Below are 20,383 nucleotides of genomic sequence, written 5' to 3'. Positions count from 1 at the left end.
GTTTAATAAACCTGCATCTCAGGATCAAATTCTTCCTTCCAGGCAAGAATACCTCCCTTAAGGTTATACAAATTTGTTAATCCCAACTGTTGTTCCAGTTGCATTATTGCAGCGGCACTTCTCTTACCACTTTTACATTGTACAATAACGGGCTTATCAGTAGCAATCTTGTCTGTCTCTAATAGAATACCTCCCAAAGGAATATTTTCTCCGTTAAGGTTAGACGTTTCGTATTCGAAAGTTTCTCTAACATCGATCAGCTGAAAATCTTCTTTATTGTCTATTTTATCTTTTAGTTCTTGAACCGTTATTTCCTTAATCATAACACTTGGATTTTTTTCAAAGATACGAATACTAGCTAGTTTCTAATAATAGTTAGTCAGACTGCCGTAAACAAACAAATTCTGGTTGCAAAACTGTAACAACTAGGTAGTTCGGGCGTTTAATACTTATGAATTCTATATCCAGATTCTTTTGGTTTTGTTCTGGCGCGCACATGGCTACGCTGGAGAAACATCCTACCGAACAAAATAAATATATCGGTATTGGTGCTACCATTTTCTTTACCGGGCTATTTGCTACGCTTTCTGGCGGATATGCCATGTACTTTGTCTTTAAGGGAGACCCTGCCGCTTTACTTTTTGCTGTCCTTTTTGGACTGATCTGGGGCCTTGCCATTTTTAATATGGACAGGTATATTGTTTCCAGCATTAACAAGAGCGCGAGCAACGGAAAGCAAATTCTGCAAGCTACCCCAAGGATCTTGCTAGCCATTATGATCGGTATGGTGATATCCCGGCCACTTGAGTTGAAGATTTTCGACAAAGAGATTAGGGAGCGCCTTAAAGTTAGTTACCTGAACAACCAGCGTGCTAAAATAGATACGCTTAACCTGGCGTTCGACAATAAATACAAAATTGAAATAGGTAAGCTTAATGAAACTAAGGCGCAGCGTGATTCTATGGAAAGCGCCATAAAGTCTGATCGACAAAAGCTGAACTTCGAGATATTTGGCAACAAGACCACTGAGACCTCTGGTGTAATGGGGTATGGTCCATATGCCAAAAGAAAAGATACTGAGTTACAACAGCGACAAAAGGATTTGGATACCCTGTCTTCATCGGTGCGCAGACTGGAAGGTTTTGTGCTGGACCGCAAACAGTTTGATGGAATGATGAATGAGCGATTGTTTACTGGAAAACAGTTGGATAGTTTGGCTTCCATTGCAGGATTTGCAGACCGAAACTGGGCACTTGGGCAACTTAGCTTTAATCCAAATGGAACAAGAGACACGGATACTTCACTTGCTGTAACTTTTATCGGATTACTGTTTATCTTTTTTGAATGCCTTCCGGTATTTGTTAAGCTGATGAGCTCCAGAGGCCCCTATGATAACTCCATATCAAATATAGAAGCGGCACAAGTCCATGAGTCTGATAAAGACAAAGATTTTGAAGTAACGGTGATTAATGGCGTTCATGATACCCGCGTTTCAACAGCCATTAACCAACGAAAAAATAAATTGAACTCATTATAGTATTTACAAGTATGAAAAAAGTCCTCTACCTCCTATCAGCCTTATTCATTAGTCATCAAAGTTACGCTCAAAACATAGATAAAATCATTACTAAAGATTACGTAGAGCGGCTGATTAAAACCCTGAGCAGTGATGAAATGGAAGGTCGAGCAACGTTTTCACCAGGTATTGATAAAGCTGCAAAATTTATAGAATCGGAGTTTAAAAGTATCGGGCTTCAACCGCTCACGGGCGAAACAGGATTTAGACAATCTTTTGAGAAAGATGGCAAACCGCTATTTAACGTGGCAGGAATGATACCTGGCAAAAGTAAAGCAAACGAAATTGTTGTATTCTCCGGCCATTACGATCACCTTGGTATTGTAATAGGAGATGCACAGGATAGTATTGCGAATGGCGCAGACGATGATGCTTCTGGAACTACGGCCGTGATTGCCTTGGCGAAATATTATAAAAAGCTAAACAATAATGAGCGCACACTTATTTTTGTTGCCTTTACTGCAGAGGAAATTGGCGGCTTCGGTGCAAAGTATTTCTCATCAAAGCTTAATCCCGACGATGTGACTGCCATGTTTAACATTGAAATGATTGGCAAGACCAGTAAGTTTGGACAGAACACGGCTTTTATTACCGGATATGATAAGTCAGACTTCGGCCAGATTCTTCAAAAAAACCTGGAGGGTACAGCATTTACCTTCCATCCGGATCCTTATCCTGAGCAGAATCTTTTTTACCGCAGCGATAATGCAACATTGGCGGCACTTGGTGTCCCTGCCCATACCATCAGTACCGATCAGATAGATATTGATAAACTATACCATACCGTAAAAGATGAGTTTAGCTCATTAGATGTAGAAAATATTTTATCGACTATTAAAGGAATTGCAAGAAGTGCCATCACCATTGTAAAAGGTATTGATACCCCTATAAGAATTCCGAAGCTAATAAAGGAATAGAAAAGCTTAGATCGCCTTTTCCATAACATAATCGTTCATGAAGAAACCGTTGCCGATATCCAGGTCTACGGTTTCTTTAATTACAAAACCAGCCGACTGGTAAAAGCTTGCTGCTTTATTATTTCTGTTTACATTAAGTTGCACCGCAGTTCCGCCTTCCTTTTTAATCAGATCAAAAACTTCATTGATCAGCAGCTTTCCAATTCCCCTACCATGAGCTGCGGGCAAAACGTATAATTTATGAAGCTTGTAGGTTTTCAATGCTGGATCAGCAATAGAATATCCGGCGTAGCCGAGATCCTTACTATTTTCTTCTGCAATCAAAAATGTATGGCCTCCCTGGAGTTGCGATAAAAGCTCCCCTTTATTATACATCTTGTTGAGCATATACTTAATTTGTTCATCTGTGATGACACTGCTATAAGTATCATACCAAGTATTGTTGGCAATGTGCTGGATGATTTCAATATCCTTTTCTTTTGCTGTTCTTAAAACAATCATAATGGTTCGCTGATTAACAAATATGGGGAGTTAAATGTAAATTCTACAAAGCCATCAACAATAACCCGATACTGCCCGTCTTGTAGAGGAGACAAGTTCCTGCAAGTAAAAGGTATTTCAGGCGACACATTAAAAAGATTCCCTGCGGGTTTCCAGACCTTAAAACCTGTGCGGATGGCGTATGATTTAACAAACGCGGTGAAGACAACAATATCAATCTTGGAAAGCGCATCAATAAGTTCAGGTAATGAATTGAGGTTATTAATGATGTTCACTGCAGGATATTTCTCAGAAATGAGGTGATCCACAACCGCATGAAGGTTATTTGAAGAGGCATTTATAACCTTGGTATTCTCCTGAAAATAAGAGACATCTAAAGAACCACCAACCACGACATCTACTTTTAAGCCAAGGCTAATTACCTTTTCATACTCCGCAGCATTTACAATTAACGTGGGGCTCCACTCCAACAATTGACCAAGGAACTCTTCATTAAAGTTACCCAGATTATGAATATATAATGCAGGCTCCTGCTTCTCTCTAACAATATGATGTGAAGACATAACAGCGAAGATACTTAGAATTTAACGGTCTTACTGCCACGTCCGGATTTATTGAATGTCCTAAATGCAAGGTTTTTAAGATCCGTTATCGGTTCTGTATATAATTTACTGTTTTTTGTAGGAACTGAGCCATCAGTAGTATATCTGATCTCAAAGCCCGGAAGCTGCGAATTTGCGCTTACTTTACCATCTGCTAACACCAATCCCGGCGATGGAATACGGTAACTGAAGCCGCCACTATAATAATCAAGCCTTGGTAATTCCTTCTTAGCTAATACATTAACAAATTCAGACCATGCATAATTATAGGAGGATGTCGCCCTTTTTGCGTCTTTCTCTGTTGCCCATTCTGGATTAGGCGCCCAACTGCGCTCGGCCAGCCCAAATAATTTTGGTAGCATCAGGTATTCCAATTGCGACTCGGTGCTGATAATTTCACTCCAGAGTGGGGCCTGCAAACCTACAATATTCAGCTTACCCTGCTCTGTTAAAGCACCTTTAGTACCGAATGGAATGAAACCGAAAAGCTTATTCATGTCTACATAACCACCCCAGTATTGCCCGGGCTCATCAAAAGCTTTATTATAGGCTAGATCTACATACATATTGGTAACGTTTGTTAGCACAACTTTGTACCCTGCATTTGCCAGTTTATAAGCAAGGTCTTCATTGGGCGGCAGGTTATTCCAAACATCAGCATGAAAGTTTTCATTGGCAAAACGGGCGTCCAATACCATTTGCTTTTGACCATTTACCACAGCCTTTTTTAAGCCAATCTCTTCCCAGCCTGACAGGTATAAGTTTCTTGATTTTAATACCCCGTTGAGTCTTTTAAAGTAATAGTGCCAAATCTCGTCGACCGATTTAATTGACGTATCTGCTTTTAAAAGGGCAAGTACTGCAGGAGATTTCTCCCAAACTCCAGTGGGTACCTCGTCTCCTCCAAAATGAATGGTTGCCAAGGGCGCATCAGCTTCTTTATACATAGAAAGCGTTTCATCAGCTATTTTCTCTATAAAACTATAAACTGAAGGTAACGCGGGATTGATCACATTATCATTCCATCCTTGTACAGAACGGTATTCAGATTGATCTTCCAGGTCTCTTAACAAGTATTTTTTTGCGCCGATTTCATCTCCAGCCTTCAATAACTTTTCATACCTGGCATCCATTGATTTTATGGCTGCTCTTGCATGTCCCGGGGTTTCAAATTCAGGAATAACGGCTACGTGCCTCACCGCAGCATACTTTAGAATTTCTATATAATCTACCCTGGATAAATAGCCGCTGCCAGAATTTGCATTTGCAATAGGTCCTGATCCATAAGATGGTATCAGGTTATCTTTTTCCGTGAGTGTATGTCCCCTTTTAGCACCCACATCCGTTAATTCAGGAAGGCCTGGTATCTCTATTCTCCAGCCTTCATCATCATTAAGGTGCAAATGCAACACATTGAGTTTATAAAGGGAAATCATATCTATTACCTTTAAAATCTCAGCTTTAGACTGAAAATTTCTGGCCAGATCCATCATAAATGCGCGGTGCGAAAAGCGCGGTGCATCACTTACCATCAAACCAGGTATGTTAACAGACTCTTGCTTAACCGACCAGGCAGCGGGGGGGATTAAATTTTTTAAGGATTGAATCCCATAAAATATACCCTCATTGCCTGAAGCCCCGATAATGATTTCATTTGATGTAATTTGCAGTTTATACGCTTGCTTGGAGCTTAGGGAAAGTTTTTGCAGAATAATTACATTCTGTTTTTCTGTAGTACCCATAATTGGGCGGAAATCAAATATCTTTTCGATCTCGTCTGATAAATATGCAGCCTCCTTGTTGAAAATAGGATCTGTTATAATTTTTGTAAGCTTACTAAAACTAAAAATATCCTTAGTTTTTTTAGTGCTTAAAGGTGTAGGAAATATCGATGGAAGTAGGTTTATTGGTATGTCTTCAATAATGGCATTGTCTGCGAATGTTTGCTCCGATAGTGCCTTTTGCTGTTCCTTATAATCAATTGCCGTAACTGCTTCATAAATCAAAGCCCTTGGATCAGCAGGCTTGCTATCGAAAACAATATAAAATCCCCTTGGCAAATCAGTCCTTTTAATAAGATCCCTTGACAGCAATTGTACCATTTCAGATTTACCGGGAGCTAGTCCTTTAAAGGATTTTCCTGGTGTAGCTTTAAAAAAATCGCCATTGATTTGTTCGATTTTAAGCGCTGGATTCTCCTCGGTTAAGCTCTTTGGATTCGCTGCATTAAAATAAATTACCCAACCTTTTGCAGGAAAGACTTCCTTGCCAAAGTTAGTAAGGGTTAATTTGGAGTAGGTTTCGCCAGTACCTTTGTAGTTGTTCTCTACAGTTTCCCAGGTAATTTTTAATCCTTTGGAATCGAAAAGTGGCTTCTTTTGAGCATAAGAAAAATGGAATACAAACAGAAGAATTAGGAGGAAATATAACTTCATATTTTACTATTCTAACTAAATTATTAAAATTTATGCGATTGTTTATTTTCTCCAGTCGCCCGATTAAAAATAAGATTAGCAATGCATAAGCCAAGTTCTCAAACCTAATAAAAAAAGGTCCTTTAAAAAAGATTAATTCTGTTGTTAAATATTAAGTTTAAGTTTATTAAACATTATTTTTGTGGCCTACCTTAAAAAATTATATTGTTTAATACCAATAAAAAAACTTCAAAGCTGTATGCTGAAATTATTCAGCAGCTGTACTACGGAAAGTTATTGTCTTGCGCAGAACTGAGTCTGAAAACAGCTAAAAGCATTCCCTTGGTAACCAAGTCGCTCAACCATTTAATAACCATGGGACTTGTTATAGAGCAAGGTTATGCACCTTCCAGCGGAGGTAGGCGCCCTTTAATGTATGCAGCAAAATCAGACCGATTATTTATTGTAGCCGTTGCAATGGACCAGCTTTCGACCAGGATTGTTACTGTAGACCTATTGAACAATTATATAACTCCGGTAGCTGGTTTTGACCTGGATTTAAGGAACAATCCTGACTCATTAAATATCCTTACCACTATCATTAAAAATCACATAGATCAACATGGTGTAGACAAGGAAAAAGTGATTGGAATTGGTATTGGAATGCCCGGCTTTATCAATATTAACGAAGGAATAAACTACACATATCTCAGTTCTGGAAATAAAAGTATTCCTGATCATATCACTGATGCAATAGGCCTACCTGTATTTATAGATAACGACAGTAGCTTGATTGCTCTTTCTGAGTTAAAATTTGGGATAGCCAGATTTATTAAAGATGTGATGGTCATTAACCTGAGTTGGGGGATCGGTCTTGGAATGATCATTAATGGCGATCTTTTTAGGGGGCATGCTGGCTTTGCAGGTGAAGTTAGCCATATACCAATTGTTGAAGATGGTGCATTATGCTCTTGCGGTAAGCAGGGTTGCCTTGAAGCAGAAGCGTCTTTACTGGCTGTGGCTGGGAAAGCTATAGTTGGCGTTGAAAACGGCCGTATTTCTGGTTTTCAAAATAACCCTGAAAAATCAAATTTAGATGTCGGGAACGCACTAATGGATCTTGCGCTGAAAGGAGATCAGTTTGCAGTTGAGCTACTTTCTGAAGCCGGCTTTAAGATTGGAAGGGCCCTTTCTATATTGATTCATATAATGAATCCAAAAGTTATAGTGATCAGTGGTCGGGGAGTAAAGGTTGCTAAATTGATACTTGCCCCGATACAGCAGGCACTAAACAAATATTGCATCCCCCGACTGGCAAGTGAAACTGAAATTCTTATCTCTGAAATCGGATTTGATGCAGAGCTGATTGGAGCTGCTATTCTTGTTATGGAAAACTTCCATAAAGACCAATAGATTTAATCTATATTCGTCAACTATTTATAAATCCACAGCGCCATATCAACAAGTATACAATACCTGCTATTCATTTTATTTGCCTTGCAGAAAACGAGTGCATCTGATGCCTTATCATCAAGTTTCACCTTATTTGCTCACGTATATAATCTTTATTGAAGATAATAAAAGATTGACCCGGCTGTGTGTTTCAATTTCTGCTGGCCGAAAAGCGCAAATGGCATTAGAGTCGCTAAGATAAATAAGCAAAATTTTAACATTAACCGTATAAACATGTATCAACTGTAGATCCTGAAATTTAAACCCTCAATAAAGTTAATATTAAACCAGAGAGAAAAACAACAAACTGGCCGTAAACTAGCGCATTTTTTTTAGCAATTAACATGACAGTACATGATGGATAATATGGAAAAAGAAAATAGATTTGATCAGCGCCATTTTCTGGCTAACCAAATATTTCTCATGAGATTAAAATTTACACTTAACTTATCGTTGAATTTTAGGCTGGGTATGCTGGTATTGCTTTCCTACACATCTATTTTGGCACAAACTAAATCTGTCCAGAAAAAGCAAAAATATGATGTTGCTGCATTTTTATACCCTGCATATGTAAGCGATGATCCGCGTTTACGCCCATTTTGGCCAGCAGGTAATGGCGAATGGGAAACAGTAACATCTATGCAGCAGAGATTTCCAGGGCACTATTGGAACCGTATACCATTATGGGGGCCAGTAAACGAGTCAGATCCTGCGGTGATGTCAATGGAGATTAATCAGGCTGTTAAACATGGCGTGAATGTGTTTATATTCGATTGGTATTGGTATGATGGACGACCATTTATGGAGACGACACTTGACAATGGTTTTCTTAAAGCTGACAATTCAAGCGATATGAAGTTTTACCTAATGTGGGCTAATCACGATGTGGTAAACACTTGGGATACCCGTTTAAATAAATACAATGAGAACAATGTCATATGGACAGGAAAGGTCAGTCGCCCAGAATTTGAAAAGATCTGTAAACGCAACATCAACAAGTACTTTAAACTTCCCCAATACTATAAAATTGATGGCAAACCTGTTTTCATGATCTACGATCTTCCCCAGCTAATTGAGGGATTAGGAGGAGTAGATCAGGCGGCTGATGCATTAAAATGGTTTAAGGAAGAAACTAAAAGAGCTGGCTTTCCTGGTCTGGATTTACAGCTGACCATGTGGTCTATCAACACGAATTATAGTGGGTTCGACGGTGGCAAGACGAAGAATCCAGAAAATGCATTTGTTAAAAAGTTAGGATTTACCAGCGCAACACATTATCAGTTTGTACACTTTGCCAATGTTAATGATGATTACCTGAATATATTGGAAGTAGTTAAGAAAGAATGGGCAAGAATTGATACCGCTTTTCAATTTACTTACTATCCACATATAAGCGTGGGCTGGGACAATAGTCCGCGTACAGGGCACAGCGCAGTGGTAAAAAACAATACACCAGAGAACTTTGAAAAGGGGCTAAGGATGGCAAAAGCCTATGTTGATGCACATCCAAAACAGGCTCCGCTAATCACAATTAACAGCTGGAACGAATGGACTGAAACCAGCTATTTACAGCCTGATAATGTATTTGGATATGGTTATCTCAATGCGGTGAAAAGAGTTTTCGTTGATGACAAATAGGTTATTCAGTATACTCAAAACCTGACCGTCTTCAGGTTCTTATCAACCAGAAATCCATCAATTGCTTTAAGGTCAAACTTAACTTTTCGTTTAGCTTTAAATTTCAAAACAAAAAGATCTACACTACCTTCCACAACCGCCTTATTGCCAATGTTTACAAAAGTGGGGTATAAAGCCTTAGTGCCATTGGTATGCAGCCTATCGTTCGTCAAGTTTTCAAAACCCTTAACTTCCCTGGCTTGTACTGTTTCAAATTCATAATCGTTTTGGTTATAAGGCAGGGCAAAACTTATGGCATTAACTGATTTTAGATTTATTCCCTTTACTAAAATCTCTATTGTTTCACCTTGATTATAGCTTTGTTTAGCTGTGCTTAATTCGATCTTTCCTGAAATTTTAACAGTGTTATTATCCGTTACACCACCATCTAATTGAGTAGCTACTACAGAAATATCATAAGCATCAATAAGGTTGTTCTTATTGACGTCGCCATTGCTCACATACCCATCAAAATCAGCATCACCTTTACGTAAGCCTGTATAATTGGTGTAAGAAATGAAGTCGTTTCTATCCACTAAATGGTCGTTATTTATGTCGCCAGGGACAAGGCTTTCTGTACCCGGCATTTTGAACACATATAATTCCCTACCCGACCCGAAATTACCTATGCCATCGGTTATGCTTAGCTTAATATAACGTGCGGTGGGATGCTTATCAAAACTAAATATTTTTACGGCATCACTGCTAGCCCAGTCAAAGTTACCGGCCTGAGTCCAATCTTCTTTGTTATTGCTATAATAAACATTACCTTTTAACAATATACCATTACCTCTTCCCGCGCGTGGCAGATAATGAATCTTATCTAACTGATTAATCGATTTTAGGTCGGCGATCAAATCAAACGGAACTGCCTTTACGCCCCATTTGGTATGCCACATATCGGCCTCATCAAAATTAAAGAGCTTGTCTACATCTGCATCATCCTGGTTTTCCACAGAAGTTTGTCCAACTATTCCTGGAATTGCAAACTCCAACGGGTTATTTTTTGTAATCCCTTTAAATTCTGTCCATTCAGAATGTCCAGCTTTATTTACTGCCCGGAGCTTAAAGACATATGCTGTTTCAGGCTTTAATGCATCAAATAGAAGAGATGTATCTTTTATGGTACTATAAAGCATGTTGTTAAATTCAATTTCATAGAAATCAGCATTTTTAACCTTTTTCCAGGCAGGCTTTAAAGAATATGCTTCACGATTTTCTGCGCTAACACCAACATTTGATGGAGCAGTAAGCAACCCAACAGATAAACGATACTTTTCGACAGGACTGAATTTGAATCCGTTAATTATTGCAGACACGGAGTTCTTACTCACATCGGTAACTTCCAGTTTTACCAGCAACTGGGGGTTTTTTGCTAGCACTTTATTCTCGAAGTTGCTTCCTTTTGTTGCAAATGCATTAAAATTAGGCGCGGCATCGTAATAGTAAACATTCGATTTACTTTTATAGTCTGCCATGCTACTTACCTGCAGCAGGCGAACGGTTTTTGCTCCAATTTTTGCTGAAATGCTTTTCGGTTTTTCTGTAATATTAATCTTAAACTCCGTTGCTTTTAGTCTTATAAACCCGGTAAAACTACCTTTAGTAGGCTGGACCAGTAAGCGGAGTGTGTTTTGCTGATCAAGAGAAGAAGTAATCAAGGTTGTGACACCTGTGCCGGTTTTATAGGCTTCTGTAATTCCATCATCATCATACTCAATAAATGAGCTTCTTCCCCTTGGATAAAATTCGTAGGTGCGATTTCCTCTATTTATTTCTGATACATTATTATTAGGGTTGGTCATTGGAATAATAGCCCCACTTTTAACAAATACAGGTAATTTCCATAATGGGGCATCGAAATTATTAATAACTCGACTACCCTCATAGATTTCACCTGAAAAATAATCGATCCATAAACCTTTCGGTAGATAAATGCCATTTCTGATATCATTCCCTTCTTCATCTGACCTGGTGGACTGATATATTGGAGCTATTAAGAAATCAGAACCATACAAATACTGATATTGAGTAGCCTGCCCAAAAGTATAGGCATTGGGATATTCCAAAAACATTGCTCTGATTATAGGTAGGCCAGTTACAGCAGCTTTTGCGATGCTATAGGTGTAAGGAATGAGCGCAGATTTTAACTTTAAATAATTACGGTTGATAGACGCCGCCGGCTCTCCCAAAGCTTGTGGATACTTAGGATCATAACCCCATCCATCCATATTCAACTGCATAGGAGTAAAGGTTTTCCATTGAAAATCGCGAATGTTGATAACTGGGTTTTTACCACCGAAAATACCATCCATGTCAGACGTAATATTTGGCTGTCCGGATAATCCAGAGCCAATATAGGTAGGAATATGGAACCTAATGTATTCCCAAACTCCACCAGTTTGATCGCCAGACCAAATTGAAGCATAACGTTGTGTACCGGCCCAACCATCTAATGAGATGGTAAAAGGGCGACTATTATTTCCGTAATTTCGCATAATTTGCGCGACATCGGTCACACCATTTAAACCGAAAGAGTAACCTGCACCCACCCATGCCACATCTGTTTTCAATACCCGAACTCCCGCATCTTTTACTTCTTTAAGAATATCCCGCTGCAGTAACGCGCTTACTTCAGGCTTTGGATGCAAGTCTGATTGCGTCCACAAGCCTATTTCAACTCCATTTTTACGGGCATAATCACCAAATTCTTTCAAATTTTTAATATTCCCGTCTAAAGTTTCTGTTTGCCCGTAACCCGCCCCATAACCATCATTAGGCAAGATCCAGCCCAAAGGCATATCATTTCTTTTATAACGATCTATAACCGCGCGTGCTGAAAATTGATAATTGTTCTTTTCTCCGTTTAGTGATTCTTTAATGCCACTGTTGTCTTTTTGACTCTCCTCATATCTTTTCCCATCTTCAAACAAAGCCCCATTTGGATTTTCTTTCCAAAAGTCGCGATTATAAGCATTAAGGTGCCCTTCATAAAAACCAAATTTAGGCAGCAGTATAGGATTTCCGGTGAGTTGATAGAAATCGCTTAACAATGCACCAGCACCAATATCAACCATGAAAAACACGTCCAAATAAGGACTATCATGCGATAGTTTTACCGTTCCTTTTTCTTTAGCACCAAAATCATATTGCCCTTTTTTAAAGGTATCCCATAAAAAGCCATAGCCATTGGTAGACCAGTAATAAGGACTAGGAGAAGCAACGCCACCATCTGTCCAGCTGTTTTGATTTTCAATAGAAATAACTTTTCCTTTATGAGAGAAACGACCATTTTGCACGCCTCCACCAAAAAAATATTCATTAGTGTTTTCTTTCAGACTAATTACTACCTGGTCTGGATTAAAGCTAATTGGTTTATTCAATTCTAAAATAACAGCTTTGGTTATCGCATTCAGCACTTTAAACTCACTAGTTTGTTTATCGAAAAGGATTATTATTCGCTGATTTCCAATTTGGATTTGATCGTTGTTCTCACTTAAACTTAATGCTGAAATAGTTTTCCGAGGATTGTCAACCAGAATTTTCGCTTGAGGCTTTGCTTCTGGATCTCGGACAGGCAGACCCGAGTTATCTTGAAAAAGCCTAAATATATTGTCGCTGTAAAAGTCAATTAGCATTCGCTTATTATCAACAAGTAATAACGCTATGGTATGCTCATTAATTTTCTTTGCACTTAAAATGGCTGGGACTTGCCGAGGAGCACCATTAAGTATCGCAAACTTAGTTACCGCATTTACGGAATGGACAAAGAAAAATGAAAGAACCAGTAACAACAAGATTCTTTTACTTTTTCTTAAATCCCATAGTCTCTTTTCCATTGTATATTATAGCTTCGTTAAATGTAAATCTATAACAATTCCTAAAAAAATTAAATAAGAAATTATTACTACCCATAATTTCAGTAATCTAAATTTAATCACAGGAAGTCAACCAGCTGCTCATTGAATTTACCTATTCCACTTTAAATGAATAATAATATAATCCAGCTTATTAATAACAAAATCCATTTAATTATACAAATTCCTTCCTAAGTTTAGATAATAGATTTTATATAAAGGAACTAGCAATTGGTTTCCTGGTCTTAACTATACATACAATATGTCAAAAACACATTCGAGGCAATATTCCGATTTCCAAATTTCCCGATCCTTTTTAAGCAGTCACAAGAAGCGCCTAAAATATGCGTTATGCTTTTTGACAATATTAGTAGTGTGTACTACAGTTAACGCACAGACTATTTTATTAAGTGCGGGCGACAAAGGCCGTGTTTTTGAAGGCATTGGAGCAGTAAGTGCGGGTGCGTCTAGCCGTAATCTGGTAGATTACCCAGAAAATAAACGTGCAGAAGTACTTGATTTTCTTTTCAAACCTAAATTTGGTGCCGGCTTTCAGCACCTGAAAGTTGAAATCGGTAGCGGTGAAAATTCAACATGCGGCAGTGAGCCTTCGCATGCGATAACACGCGAAGAATTGAATGCGCCAATAGCTAGGGGTTATGAACTTTGGCTAATGGCAGAAGCGCATAAGAGAAATCCGAATGTAATTTTAGATTGTTTACCCTGGGCATATCCCCGCTGGGTAGGTACACGTTTTTCGCAAGAATCTGCCGAATGGATTGTTGCATTTCTGGACCTGGCCCGTAAAAAGTACAACGTAGAGGTTAATTGGGTATCAGCAGGTCAAAACGAAATGGGAACCGATTTAAACTGGATAGCAAATAATTTACGACCAACACTTGATGCACATGGTTTTTCCAAAGTTAAACTGCAAGCACCAGATGATGATAGTGAATTCTGGCAAATATTTGATAAGCTGGAGAAAGATCCTAAGCTTGATAAACTTATAAGCGCAGTTGGCTATCATTATGTAGACGGTAGAGACCCATGGGAGATAGACCAGAAAACAAACCATAGAGCCACAGATAAAGCAAAGCAATCTGGTAAACCATTGTGGGCAAGTGAAGAATGGAGTCAATCTGGACAGGAATGGGGAGGAAAAGGAGCTTTATATCTGGCCCGTGTTATGAATAAATTATATTCATTAGATCGCATCACTAAATTTGAAATATGGTGCCCTTTAGATGGTATTTACAACCAGGTAATCTGGGCAAATACTGGTGTGATGCAAGCTGACGAGCCTTGGAGCGGACATTACAATGTTTGGCCTTCAGTTTGGGCAGTAGCCCATACCACCCAGTTTGCTGAACCAGGATGGGTATATATGGACAGCGCATGTGGTCCATTTACAACCGATTCCTGGCGTGGAAGCCATGTAGCCTTAAGAGACCCGAAAACAGGCGATTGGTCTGTAATCATTGCTACTGGAGACCAGCGAAAAGTAAAACTTGCAATTGGCGACGGCTTAAAAAAAGGCAAAATCCATGTATGGAAATCAACTGAAAAAGATCAATTCATTGAACAAAAACCACCCAGGTTGGTAAAAAATGAGCTAGAATTGGTATTAGAGCCAGACGCGATATACACGATTACGAGTACCAGCGGACAACAAAAAGGTTCTTTTAATAACCCGCAGGTAAGCAAACCTTTCCCTTTCCCATACCTGGAGGATTTTGAAAGTTATCAACCTAACGAAACACCACGCTACTTTTCCGATCAAAAGGGTACCTTCGAAACTACCTTGTGGTCAAAAGGTGGAATGTGTTTGATGCAGGCAGTTCCGGATGAAGGAATTTTATGGTATAACAATTGGCTGCTTAAGCCACATAGCCTATTTGGCGACGTTAACTGGCAAGATTATACCATTGAAAGTGATGTGTTGATTGCAGGTGGGGATGTTGAAATCGGTGGAAGATATGCTGAACGTGACAAGCTAGGTTACCGCTGGATTTTGATGCGTGATGGACGCTGGCAATTAAACTGGCAATATACGACAATAGCTTCCGGCCAAATCGTTAATTTCTCGCCTGGTAACTGGCACAAACTCCGACTTGAAATGAATGGAGCTGAAATAACCGGCTTTGTGGATGGTACAAAATTAACTACCGTTACAGACAGATCAGGTTTAAAGGGAATGGCGTTCATAGCAAGCACATACGACCGCAATCTATTTGACAACATTAAAATAGTGCCCAATACCTCTGTGACATCGAAAGCACAATGAAACTAATAACTCTTACCTCCTACTTGTTACATGGTCTACCAATTTGCCTCAGCTCAGACAAGTGACATCAATAAATGCGATGTGTTTGAACTAAACAAAGTCAAAATTCATCACAATCTATGCCTTTTATCGGAGGAAATTGAATTGAACGTTTATGTACGATACGCTGGCTATAAAATTTCGCAGTTATGTTGGTTTGAAACCCGACAATCTATTTGCTGCCAGACTGGGACTAACCACACATGCAGCAATCAACTTCCAATTTAAAGCTAAGCGGGATTAACTCTGTAGTTTAAAAGATTTAAATTTCTGATCCTATGTTAGTTATTGCAACCTATAAGAATTTAGTATCTTTAAAAGCGATGTGCACGGCTCGCGTAAGCCAATTCCGGCCTACCAATGTGCGAAGCTCACAATTATGAATCATTATGAAATTAATCTTACAGCTAAGGATGTACAAATCCTAAGTGGACTATCAGAAAATTCCTCCAAAATTCTTTTACAAAAAGTAAAGAAAATACTCCAATTAAAATCAACACACTGGATTTCCCTCCAGCTATTCTGCTCTTATCTAAATATAAAATATGGAGATGCTTTGTCGGTTTTATCGAGTCACTACAAAGTCTAGCCAAAATCAGTTTCCCAAAAAACCATGTACTAGTAGAAAAGTAAATGTGCTAAAAAATCCTAGCACATTTGTGGGTATTCTTTCTTATTAGTTATTTTCAAGGCATGAACTGATTGTCGGCTTCGTGCATATGAGTAGGTTATATGATAAACATAAATTTTTACCTGTAAAATTTATAACTTACGATGTAAAGAAAGAAAAGAGAACAATCACATTCTCTTTTCTCTGTGGTCCCGACGAGAATCGAACTCATATCTAAAGTTTAGGAAACTTCTATTCTATCCGTTGAACTACGGGACCCATTTGCAAAGCACAATTAAAATGATTTTGCAGGCGCAAATATAGTAATAAAACTTACGTCTTCAATACCCTCATATTCAGTTTTAATCCACAAACCTTATAGAAGCAGAGCAGGAGAAAATAGTATAAAATCGACAAGACTGTATAATGAGTCCGTGGTAACACCGTGATACTACCGAGATGTCTCCGTTATATTACAAATAATATCGTACTCACCTCGTTTTTATTCCTTTATTTTTTCTAACTTATTATATGGTCATTATTATGTATCTTCGAGCCCAACCTTAACAGTATGGCTAAGTATGACGGTAAATTTATTCGGGGAATAGTAGGGAAAGGTATATTCAGAGAACTGAATGGTCAGCAGATTATTCAGGGCAGAACTGAAAAGCCTAAGATTAACAGAACTAAGGCTACTGAAAAAGCCGCAACAATTTTTGGTGTTGCCAGCAATTTCAGTAGCTATATAAGAGACAATTTTAATTCTGTGATTCGTGATCGCTATGATACACACATGTGTACCCGTCTCAGTTCCCAAGTTCTGCAATGTTTCAGAGCAGCTGCAAGACCAGACAGCGAACTATTTGATTTTACGCCTACTTCTTTCAACAGGCTTATAGGGTTTGAATTTAATTTAAAATCCCAGCTGAAAGATATATTTTTCGCCCAGCCAATGGTTCATATTCATGAAAATCAAATGCAGGTGGTGATTCCGGAAATGAATCTTAATGAGGACCTGAAGTTTCCTCGTAGAGCAAAAAAATGTAAACTAGTTCTTGGCCATGTACAATTTGACCTTACCAATGGTTTTTTCAACGAAACAGAATACGCAATTTTAGACATCGAAAATAACAAGGAAAATCCTATATTTCCCCTTCACTCCACTATCTTTAACTTACAACCTGGTTGCTACAGCGTGCTTACAGTTACTGTTCAATTTATCGAAACCACTTTTTTTGGTGATAATTTTATTAATGATAAATCCTTTAACCCCGTTGCTATCCTGAGCTCCTATATTATAGATGGCACCTTGGATAAAAGCGTTACGGAAAAATGGCACGAGATGTCTTTTAAAAACTATCTGGCAGCCCAACTTCCCCAAACGGTATCGTCTACTTAATTACGCTACCGTTGGTATGTTTTTGTATTGGTGAAACAAAAGCAAGCTTACCATTTGCATCTTCAGACATTAGAATCATCCCCTGAGATAGGATCCCTTTGATCTCTCTTGGTGCGAGGTTAACGATTAAGCTTACCTGCTGACCAATAATAGCTTCCGGAGTATAATATTCTGCTATACCTGATACCACAGTGCGCTGGTCAATTCCAGTGTCTAATGTTAGCTTCAATAGCTTCTTAGTTTTCTCTACCTTTTCTGCTGCAACAATAGTGGCTACACGGATATCAATTGCTGAAAACTGCTCAAACTGTATGTTTTCCTTAGCAGGCTCGGTAGTTGCAGGAACAGCATTATCTGCCTTGCTTTGATTTAATTTATCAATCTGAGCTTGAACAGCATCATCCTCTATCTTTTCAAAAAGCAGTACAGGCTCATTTAACTGATGCCCGCGATGTAGCAAGTTGATACTTCCGGCGTCTTCCCAAAGGTGTCCACCGTAGTTTAACATTTTCATCAGCTTATCAGCTGTGAAAGGCAGAAACGGCTCAACCAGTATTTCTATATTGGCAGCTATTTGTAGGCTGATATACAAGATGGTACGAACACGGTCTTCATCAGTTTTAATCACTTTCCAGGGCTCAGTATCTGCCAGGTATTTATTACCTAATCTGGCTACATTCATCACTTCAGAAAGCGCTTCTCTAAAACGGTAGTTTTCAATTGAAGCGCTGATCTTTGCAGGAAATGCAGCAAGATCATCTATCACCTGCTGATCAACGTCCGTTATCTCCATTAACATTGGCACTTTACCGCCAAAGTACTTGTGGGTCAAAACAGTAACTCTATTTATAAAATTACCCAATATAGCCACGAGCTCGTTATTATTACGGGCCTGGAAATCCTTCCATGTAAAATCATTATCCTTGGTCTCTGGTGCTGTGGCTGTCAACACATATCTTAAAACGTCTTGCTTATCTTTAAATTCTATTAAATATTCATTTAACCAGACTGCCCAATTTTTAGAGGTGGAAATCTTTTGTCCTTCCAGGTTCAGGAACTCATTTGCCGGAACATTATCTGCAAGGATGTAATTGCCATGAGCCATGAGCATAGCAGGAAATATGATGCAATGGAATACAATATTGTCTTTACCTATAAAGTGTACCAATTTGGTGCCTTCGTCTTTCCAGTAATCTTCCCAGCTTCCCTTTTCTACTTCATTTTGGTTGATATAATATTCTTCGGCCTTTGGATTAGATACATCAAGACCGGCATATTCAAAAAGCTCTTTAGTCGCCGAAATATAGCCGATAGGCGCGTCAAACCAAACATAAAGTACTTTGCCGTCTGCACCTTTAACAGGCACTTTTACCCCCCAATCCAGATCTCTGGTCATGGCTCTGGGCTGTAAGCCGGCGTTAAGCCAACTCTGGCATTGGCCGTAAACATTTGGCCTCCATTCCTTATGGCTTTCTATATAGGTCCTTAAACGTTCTTCGTATTTATCTAAAGGCAGGAACCAGTTCTTGGTTTCCCTCCTAACAGGCTTTTCGCCAGATAAGGTTGATTTCGGATTGATCAGATCAGTAGCATTGAGGGTACTGCCGCAGTTTTCACACTGATCGCCGTAGGCATTTTCGTTACCACATTTAGGGCAGGTACCGGTAATATACCGATCTGCTAAAAAGGTTTGTGCCTTTTCATCGTAATATTGCTCAGTTACTTCTTCCGTAAAAACTCCCTTTTTGTAAAGTGTTTCAAAGAAATCTGAGGCGGTATGGTGGTGTGTTAAAGAAGAGGTGCGGTGGTAGATATCAAATGATACCCCAAATTCTTCGAAAGAATCACCAATAATTTTGTGGTACTTATCTACAATTACTTGTGGTGTAACTCCTTCTTTTTTAGCTTTTAGGGTGATGGGAACACCATTTTCATCAGAGCCACAAATAAATTTTACATCGCGCTTGTTAGATCTTAAATACCTTACATAGGTATCTGCAGGCAGGTAAACGCCAGCCAAATGACCAATATGCACAGGACCATTGGTATATGGTAATGCCGCTGTAACGGTATATCTCTTTATTTTACTGTTATCCAAAACTATTTTTATTATTTTGGCAAAGATAAGTGTTTTAACAATGATTAAACAGCCAGCATATTTAAAAAAGGGTGATAAAGTCGCGATCGTTTGTCCGGCTAAGAAATTACCCCGCAGTATTGAAGATGCCATTCTGGTTTTGGAAGACTGGGGACTGGAAGTTGTTGTTGGTGAAACATTAACGGCCGTTTATCATCAGTTTGCCGGAGATGACGCGCTTAGAACTAAAGACCTGCAGACGTTTCTAGACGACACTTCTATAAAGGCTATTATAGCCGGGAGGGGTGGTTACGGTACATTGAGGATTATTGACGACCTCGACTTTACCGCTTTTGCGGCCAATCCAAAATGGATTGTTGGTTTTAGCGATATTACCGTATTGCTCTCGCATGTGTTTGCAAAATGCGAAGTGCAATCTATACATGCACAAATGCCTTATACTTTTCGCAATTCTACTAAGGGAGCCTTATTATCGCTTAAAAAAGCGCTTTTTGGCGGAGAACTTGTTTATGAGTATGAATCCAAAAGTAGTGTTAAAAACCGTGAGGGTGTAGCAGAGGGGATTTTGATAGGTGGTAATCTTACCTTATTGGTAATGCTGCAGGGATCTGCATCTGAAATGGATTATTCCGATAAAATATTGTTTTTAGAGGATGTTGGGGAGCATGAGTATGCGATAGATCGCATGATACGCATGTTAAAACGAAGTGGCAAACTAGAAAAACTAAAAGGACTGATTGTTGGCGCATTTAATGAGGCATCAATAGAAGACATCCCATTCGGAAGCTCGCCAGAGCAAGTAATTTGGGAGAGTGTTAAGGAGTATGATTACCCGGTTTGTTTTAATTTCCCTGTAGGACATATTGAAGACAATAGGGCTATGGTTTTGGGGAGATACACATCAATTCATTCAGAAAAAGGATTTACGTCAATTAAATTTTAATAAAAGGATAAAAT

13 protein-coding genes and 1 tRNA gene are annotated in these 20,383 nt (G+C 38.9%); 7 read left to right on the top strand and 7 right to left on the bottom strand.

The features are described from left to right. Window positions 1-2 precede the first annotated feature (2 nt). Window positions 3-320: a rhodanese-like domain-containing protein gene (locus ACVWYN_RS02290; RefSeq protein ID WP_457287655.1), complete on the bottom strand. Its 318-nt coding sequence runs from the start codon at window positions 318-320 to the stop codon at window positions 3-5. Between the two features lie 131 nt (window positions 321-451). Here ACVWYN_RS02290 and ACVWYN_RS02285 point away from each other — a divergent pair, with 131 nt between their 5' ends. After that, window positions 452-1,537 carry a DUF4407 domain-containing protein gene (locus ACVWYN_RS02285; RefSeq protein WP_457287198.1) on the top strand — a complete coding sequence of 362 codons (1,086 nt, stop codon included), beginning with the start codon at window positions 452-454 and terminating at the stop codon, window positions 1,535-1,537. An 11-nt stretch (window positions 1,538-1,548) separates the two neighbouring features. After that, window positions 1,549-2,493: a M20/M25/M40 family metallo-hydrolase gene (locus tag ACVWYN_RS02280; protein WP_457287197.1), complete on the top strand. Its 945-nt coding sequence runs from the start codon at window positions 1,549-1,551 to the stop codon at window positions 2,491-2,493. A 6-nt stretch (window positions 2,494-2,499) separates the two neighbouring features. Here ACVWYN_RS02280 and ACVWYN_RS02275 read toward each other — a convergent pair whose 3' ends face one another. Genes ACVWYN_RS02275 through ACVWYN_RS02265 form a run of 3 tightly spaced genes read right to left on the bottom strand, consistent with a single transcriptional unit; the run spans window position 2,500 to window position 6,031 of the window. Then, a complete protein-coding gene (locus ACVWYN_RS02275; RefSeq protein ID WP_457287196.1) occupies window positions 2,500-2,994 on the bottom strand; it encodes an N-acetyltransferase family protein in 495 nt (164 codons plus the stop codon). Continuing rightward, window positions 2,991-3,557 carry a thiamine pyrophosphokinase gene (locus ACVWYN_RS02270; RefSeq protein ID WP_457287195.1) on the bottom strand — a complete coding sequence of 189 codons (567 nt, stop codon included), beginning with the start codon at window positions 3,555-3,557 and terminating at the stop codon, window positions 2,991-2,993. The genes ACVWYN_RS02275 and ACVWYN_RS02270 overlap by 4 nt, the downstream gene beginning before the upstream one ends. 14 nt (window positions 3,558-3,571) lie before the next feature. After that, window positions 3,572-6,031 (bottom strand): family 20 glycosylhydrolase, encoded by a 2,460-nt coding sequence (locus tag ACVWYN_RS02265; protein ID WP_457287194.1) that lies wholly within the window; start codon window positions 6,029-6,031, stop codon window positions 3,572-3,574. 204 nt (window positions 6,032-6,235) lie between these two features. Between ACVWYN_RS02265 and ACVWYN_RS02260 the strand changes: the two genes are divergently transcribed. Together ACVWYN_RS02260 and ACVWYN_RS02255 are read left to right on the top strand one after the other, a co-directional pair. Next, complete coding sequence (locus ACVWYN_RS02260; RefSeq protein ID WP_457287193.1) at window positions 6,236-7,423, top strand: ROK family protein; 1,188 nt, start codon at window positions 6,236-6,238, stop codon at window positions 7,421-7,423. Between the two features lie 462 nt (window positions 7,424-7,885). After that, a complete protein-coding gene (locus ACVWYN_RS02255; protein WP_457287192.1) occupies window positions 7,886-9,100 on the top strand; it encodes a glycosyltransferase WbsX family protein in 1,215 nt (404 codons plus the stop codon). A 14-nt stretch (window positions 9,101-9,114) separates the two neighbouring features. Here the strand turns inward: ACVWYN_RS02255 and ACVWYN_RS02250 are convergent, their stop codons facing one another. Beyond that, window positions 9,115-12,978, bottom strand: a complete 3,864-nt coding sequence (locus ACVWYN_RS02250; RefSeq protein WP_457287191.1) for a TIM-barrel domain-containing protein — start codon at window positions 12,976-12,978, stop codon at window positions 9,115-9,117. Between the two features lie 376 nt (window positions 12,979-13,354). Here ACVWYN_RS02250 and ACVWYN_RS02245 point away from each other — a divergent pair, with 376 nt between their 5' ends. Next, the gene (locus ACVWYN_RS02245; protein WP_457287190.1) at window positions 13,355-15,280 is read left to right on the top strand and encodes a hypothetical protein; all 1,926 of its coding nucleotides are present in this window, start codon (window positions 13,355-13,357) and stop codon (window positions 15,278-15,280) included. 856 nt (window positions 15,281-16,136) lie between these two features. Here the strand turns inward: ACVWYN_RS02245 and ACVWYN_RS02240 are convergent. Continuing rightward, window positions 16,137-16,208, bottom strand: a tRNA-Arg gene (locus ACVWYN_RS02240). Window positions 16,209-16,500: 292 nt separating this feature from the next. On the opposite strand from ACVWYN_RS02240, the gene ACVWYN_RS02235 reads away from it, so the two are divergent. Beyond that, complete coding sequence (locus tag ACVWYN_RS02235) at window positions 16,501-17,328, top strand: hypothetical protein (RefSeq protein WP_457287189.1); 828 nt, start codon at window positions 16,501-16,503, stop codon at window positions 17,326-17,328. On the opposite strand, the gene metG is transcribed toward ACVWYN_RS02235, so the two are convergent. Beyond that, the gene (gene metG / locus ACVWYN_RS02230; protein WP_457287188.1) at window positions 17,321-19,426 is read right to left on the bottom strand and encodes a methionine--tRNA ligase; all 2,106 of its coding nucleotides are present in this window, start codon (window positions 19,424-19,426) and stop codon (window positions 17,321-17,323) included. The genes ACVWYN_RS02235 and metG overlap by 8 nt on opposite strands. Before the next feature lie 40 nt (window positions 19,427-19,466). Between metG and ACVWYN_RS02225 the strand changes: the two genes are divergently transcribed. Continuing rightward, window positions 19,467-20,369 (top strand): S66 peptidase family protein, encoded by a 903-nt coding sequence (locus tag ACVWYN_RS02225; RefSeq protein ID WP_457287187.1) that lies wholly within the window; start codon window positions 19,467-19,469, stop codon window positions 20,367-20,369. Window positions 20,370-20,383: the final 14 nt, after the last annotated feature.

The sequence above is a fragment of the Pedobacter sp. UYP24 genome (assembly GCF_054057295.1).
This window is presented reverse-complemented; position numbering and strand designations above follow the sequence as displayed.

Excerpts from the sequence above, each read along its gene's own strand:
- ACVWYN_RS02250 (WP_457287191.1), bottom strand. The coding sequence starts at position 12,978 with ATGGAAAAGAGACTATGGGATTTAAGAAAAAGTAAAAGAATCTTGTTG.
- ACVWYN_RS02225 (WP_457287187.1), top strand. The coding sequence starts at position 19,467 with ATGATTAAACAGCCAGCATATTTAAAAAAGGGTGATAAAGTCGCGATC.
- ACVWYN_RS02235 (WP_457287189.1), top strand. The coding sequence starts at position 16,501 with ATGGCTAAGTATGACGGTAAATTTATTCGGGGAATAGTAGGGAAAGGT.
- ACVWYN_RS02255 (WP_457287192.1), top strand. The coding sequence starts at position 7,886 with ATGAGATTAAAATTTACACTTAACTTATCGTTGAATTTTAGGCTGGGT.
- ACVWYN_RS02280 (WP_457287197.1), top strand. The coding sequence starts at position 1,549 with ATGAAAAAAGTCCTCTACCTCCTATCAGCCTTATTCATTAGTCATCAA.
- ACVWYN_RS02270 (WP_457287195.1), bottom strand. The coding sequence starts at position 3,557 with ATGTCTTCACATCATATTGTTAGAGAGAAGCAGGAGCCTGCATTATAT.
- ACVWYN_RS02285 (WP_457287198.1), top strand. The coding sequence starts at position 452 with ATGAATTCTATATCCAGATTCTTTTGGTTTTGTTCTGGCGCGCACATG.
- ACVWYN_RS02275 (WP_457287196.1), bottom strand. The coding sequence starts at position 2,994 with ATGATTGTTTTAAGAACAGCAAAAGAAAAGGATATTGAAATCATCCAG.
- ACVWYN_RS02265 (WP_457287194.1), bottom strand. The coding sequence starts at position 6,031 with ATGAAGTTATATTTCCTCCTAATTCTTCTGTTTGTATTCCATTTTTCT.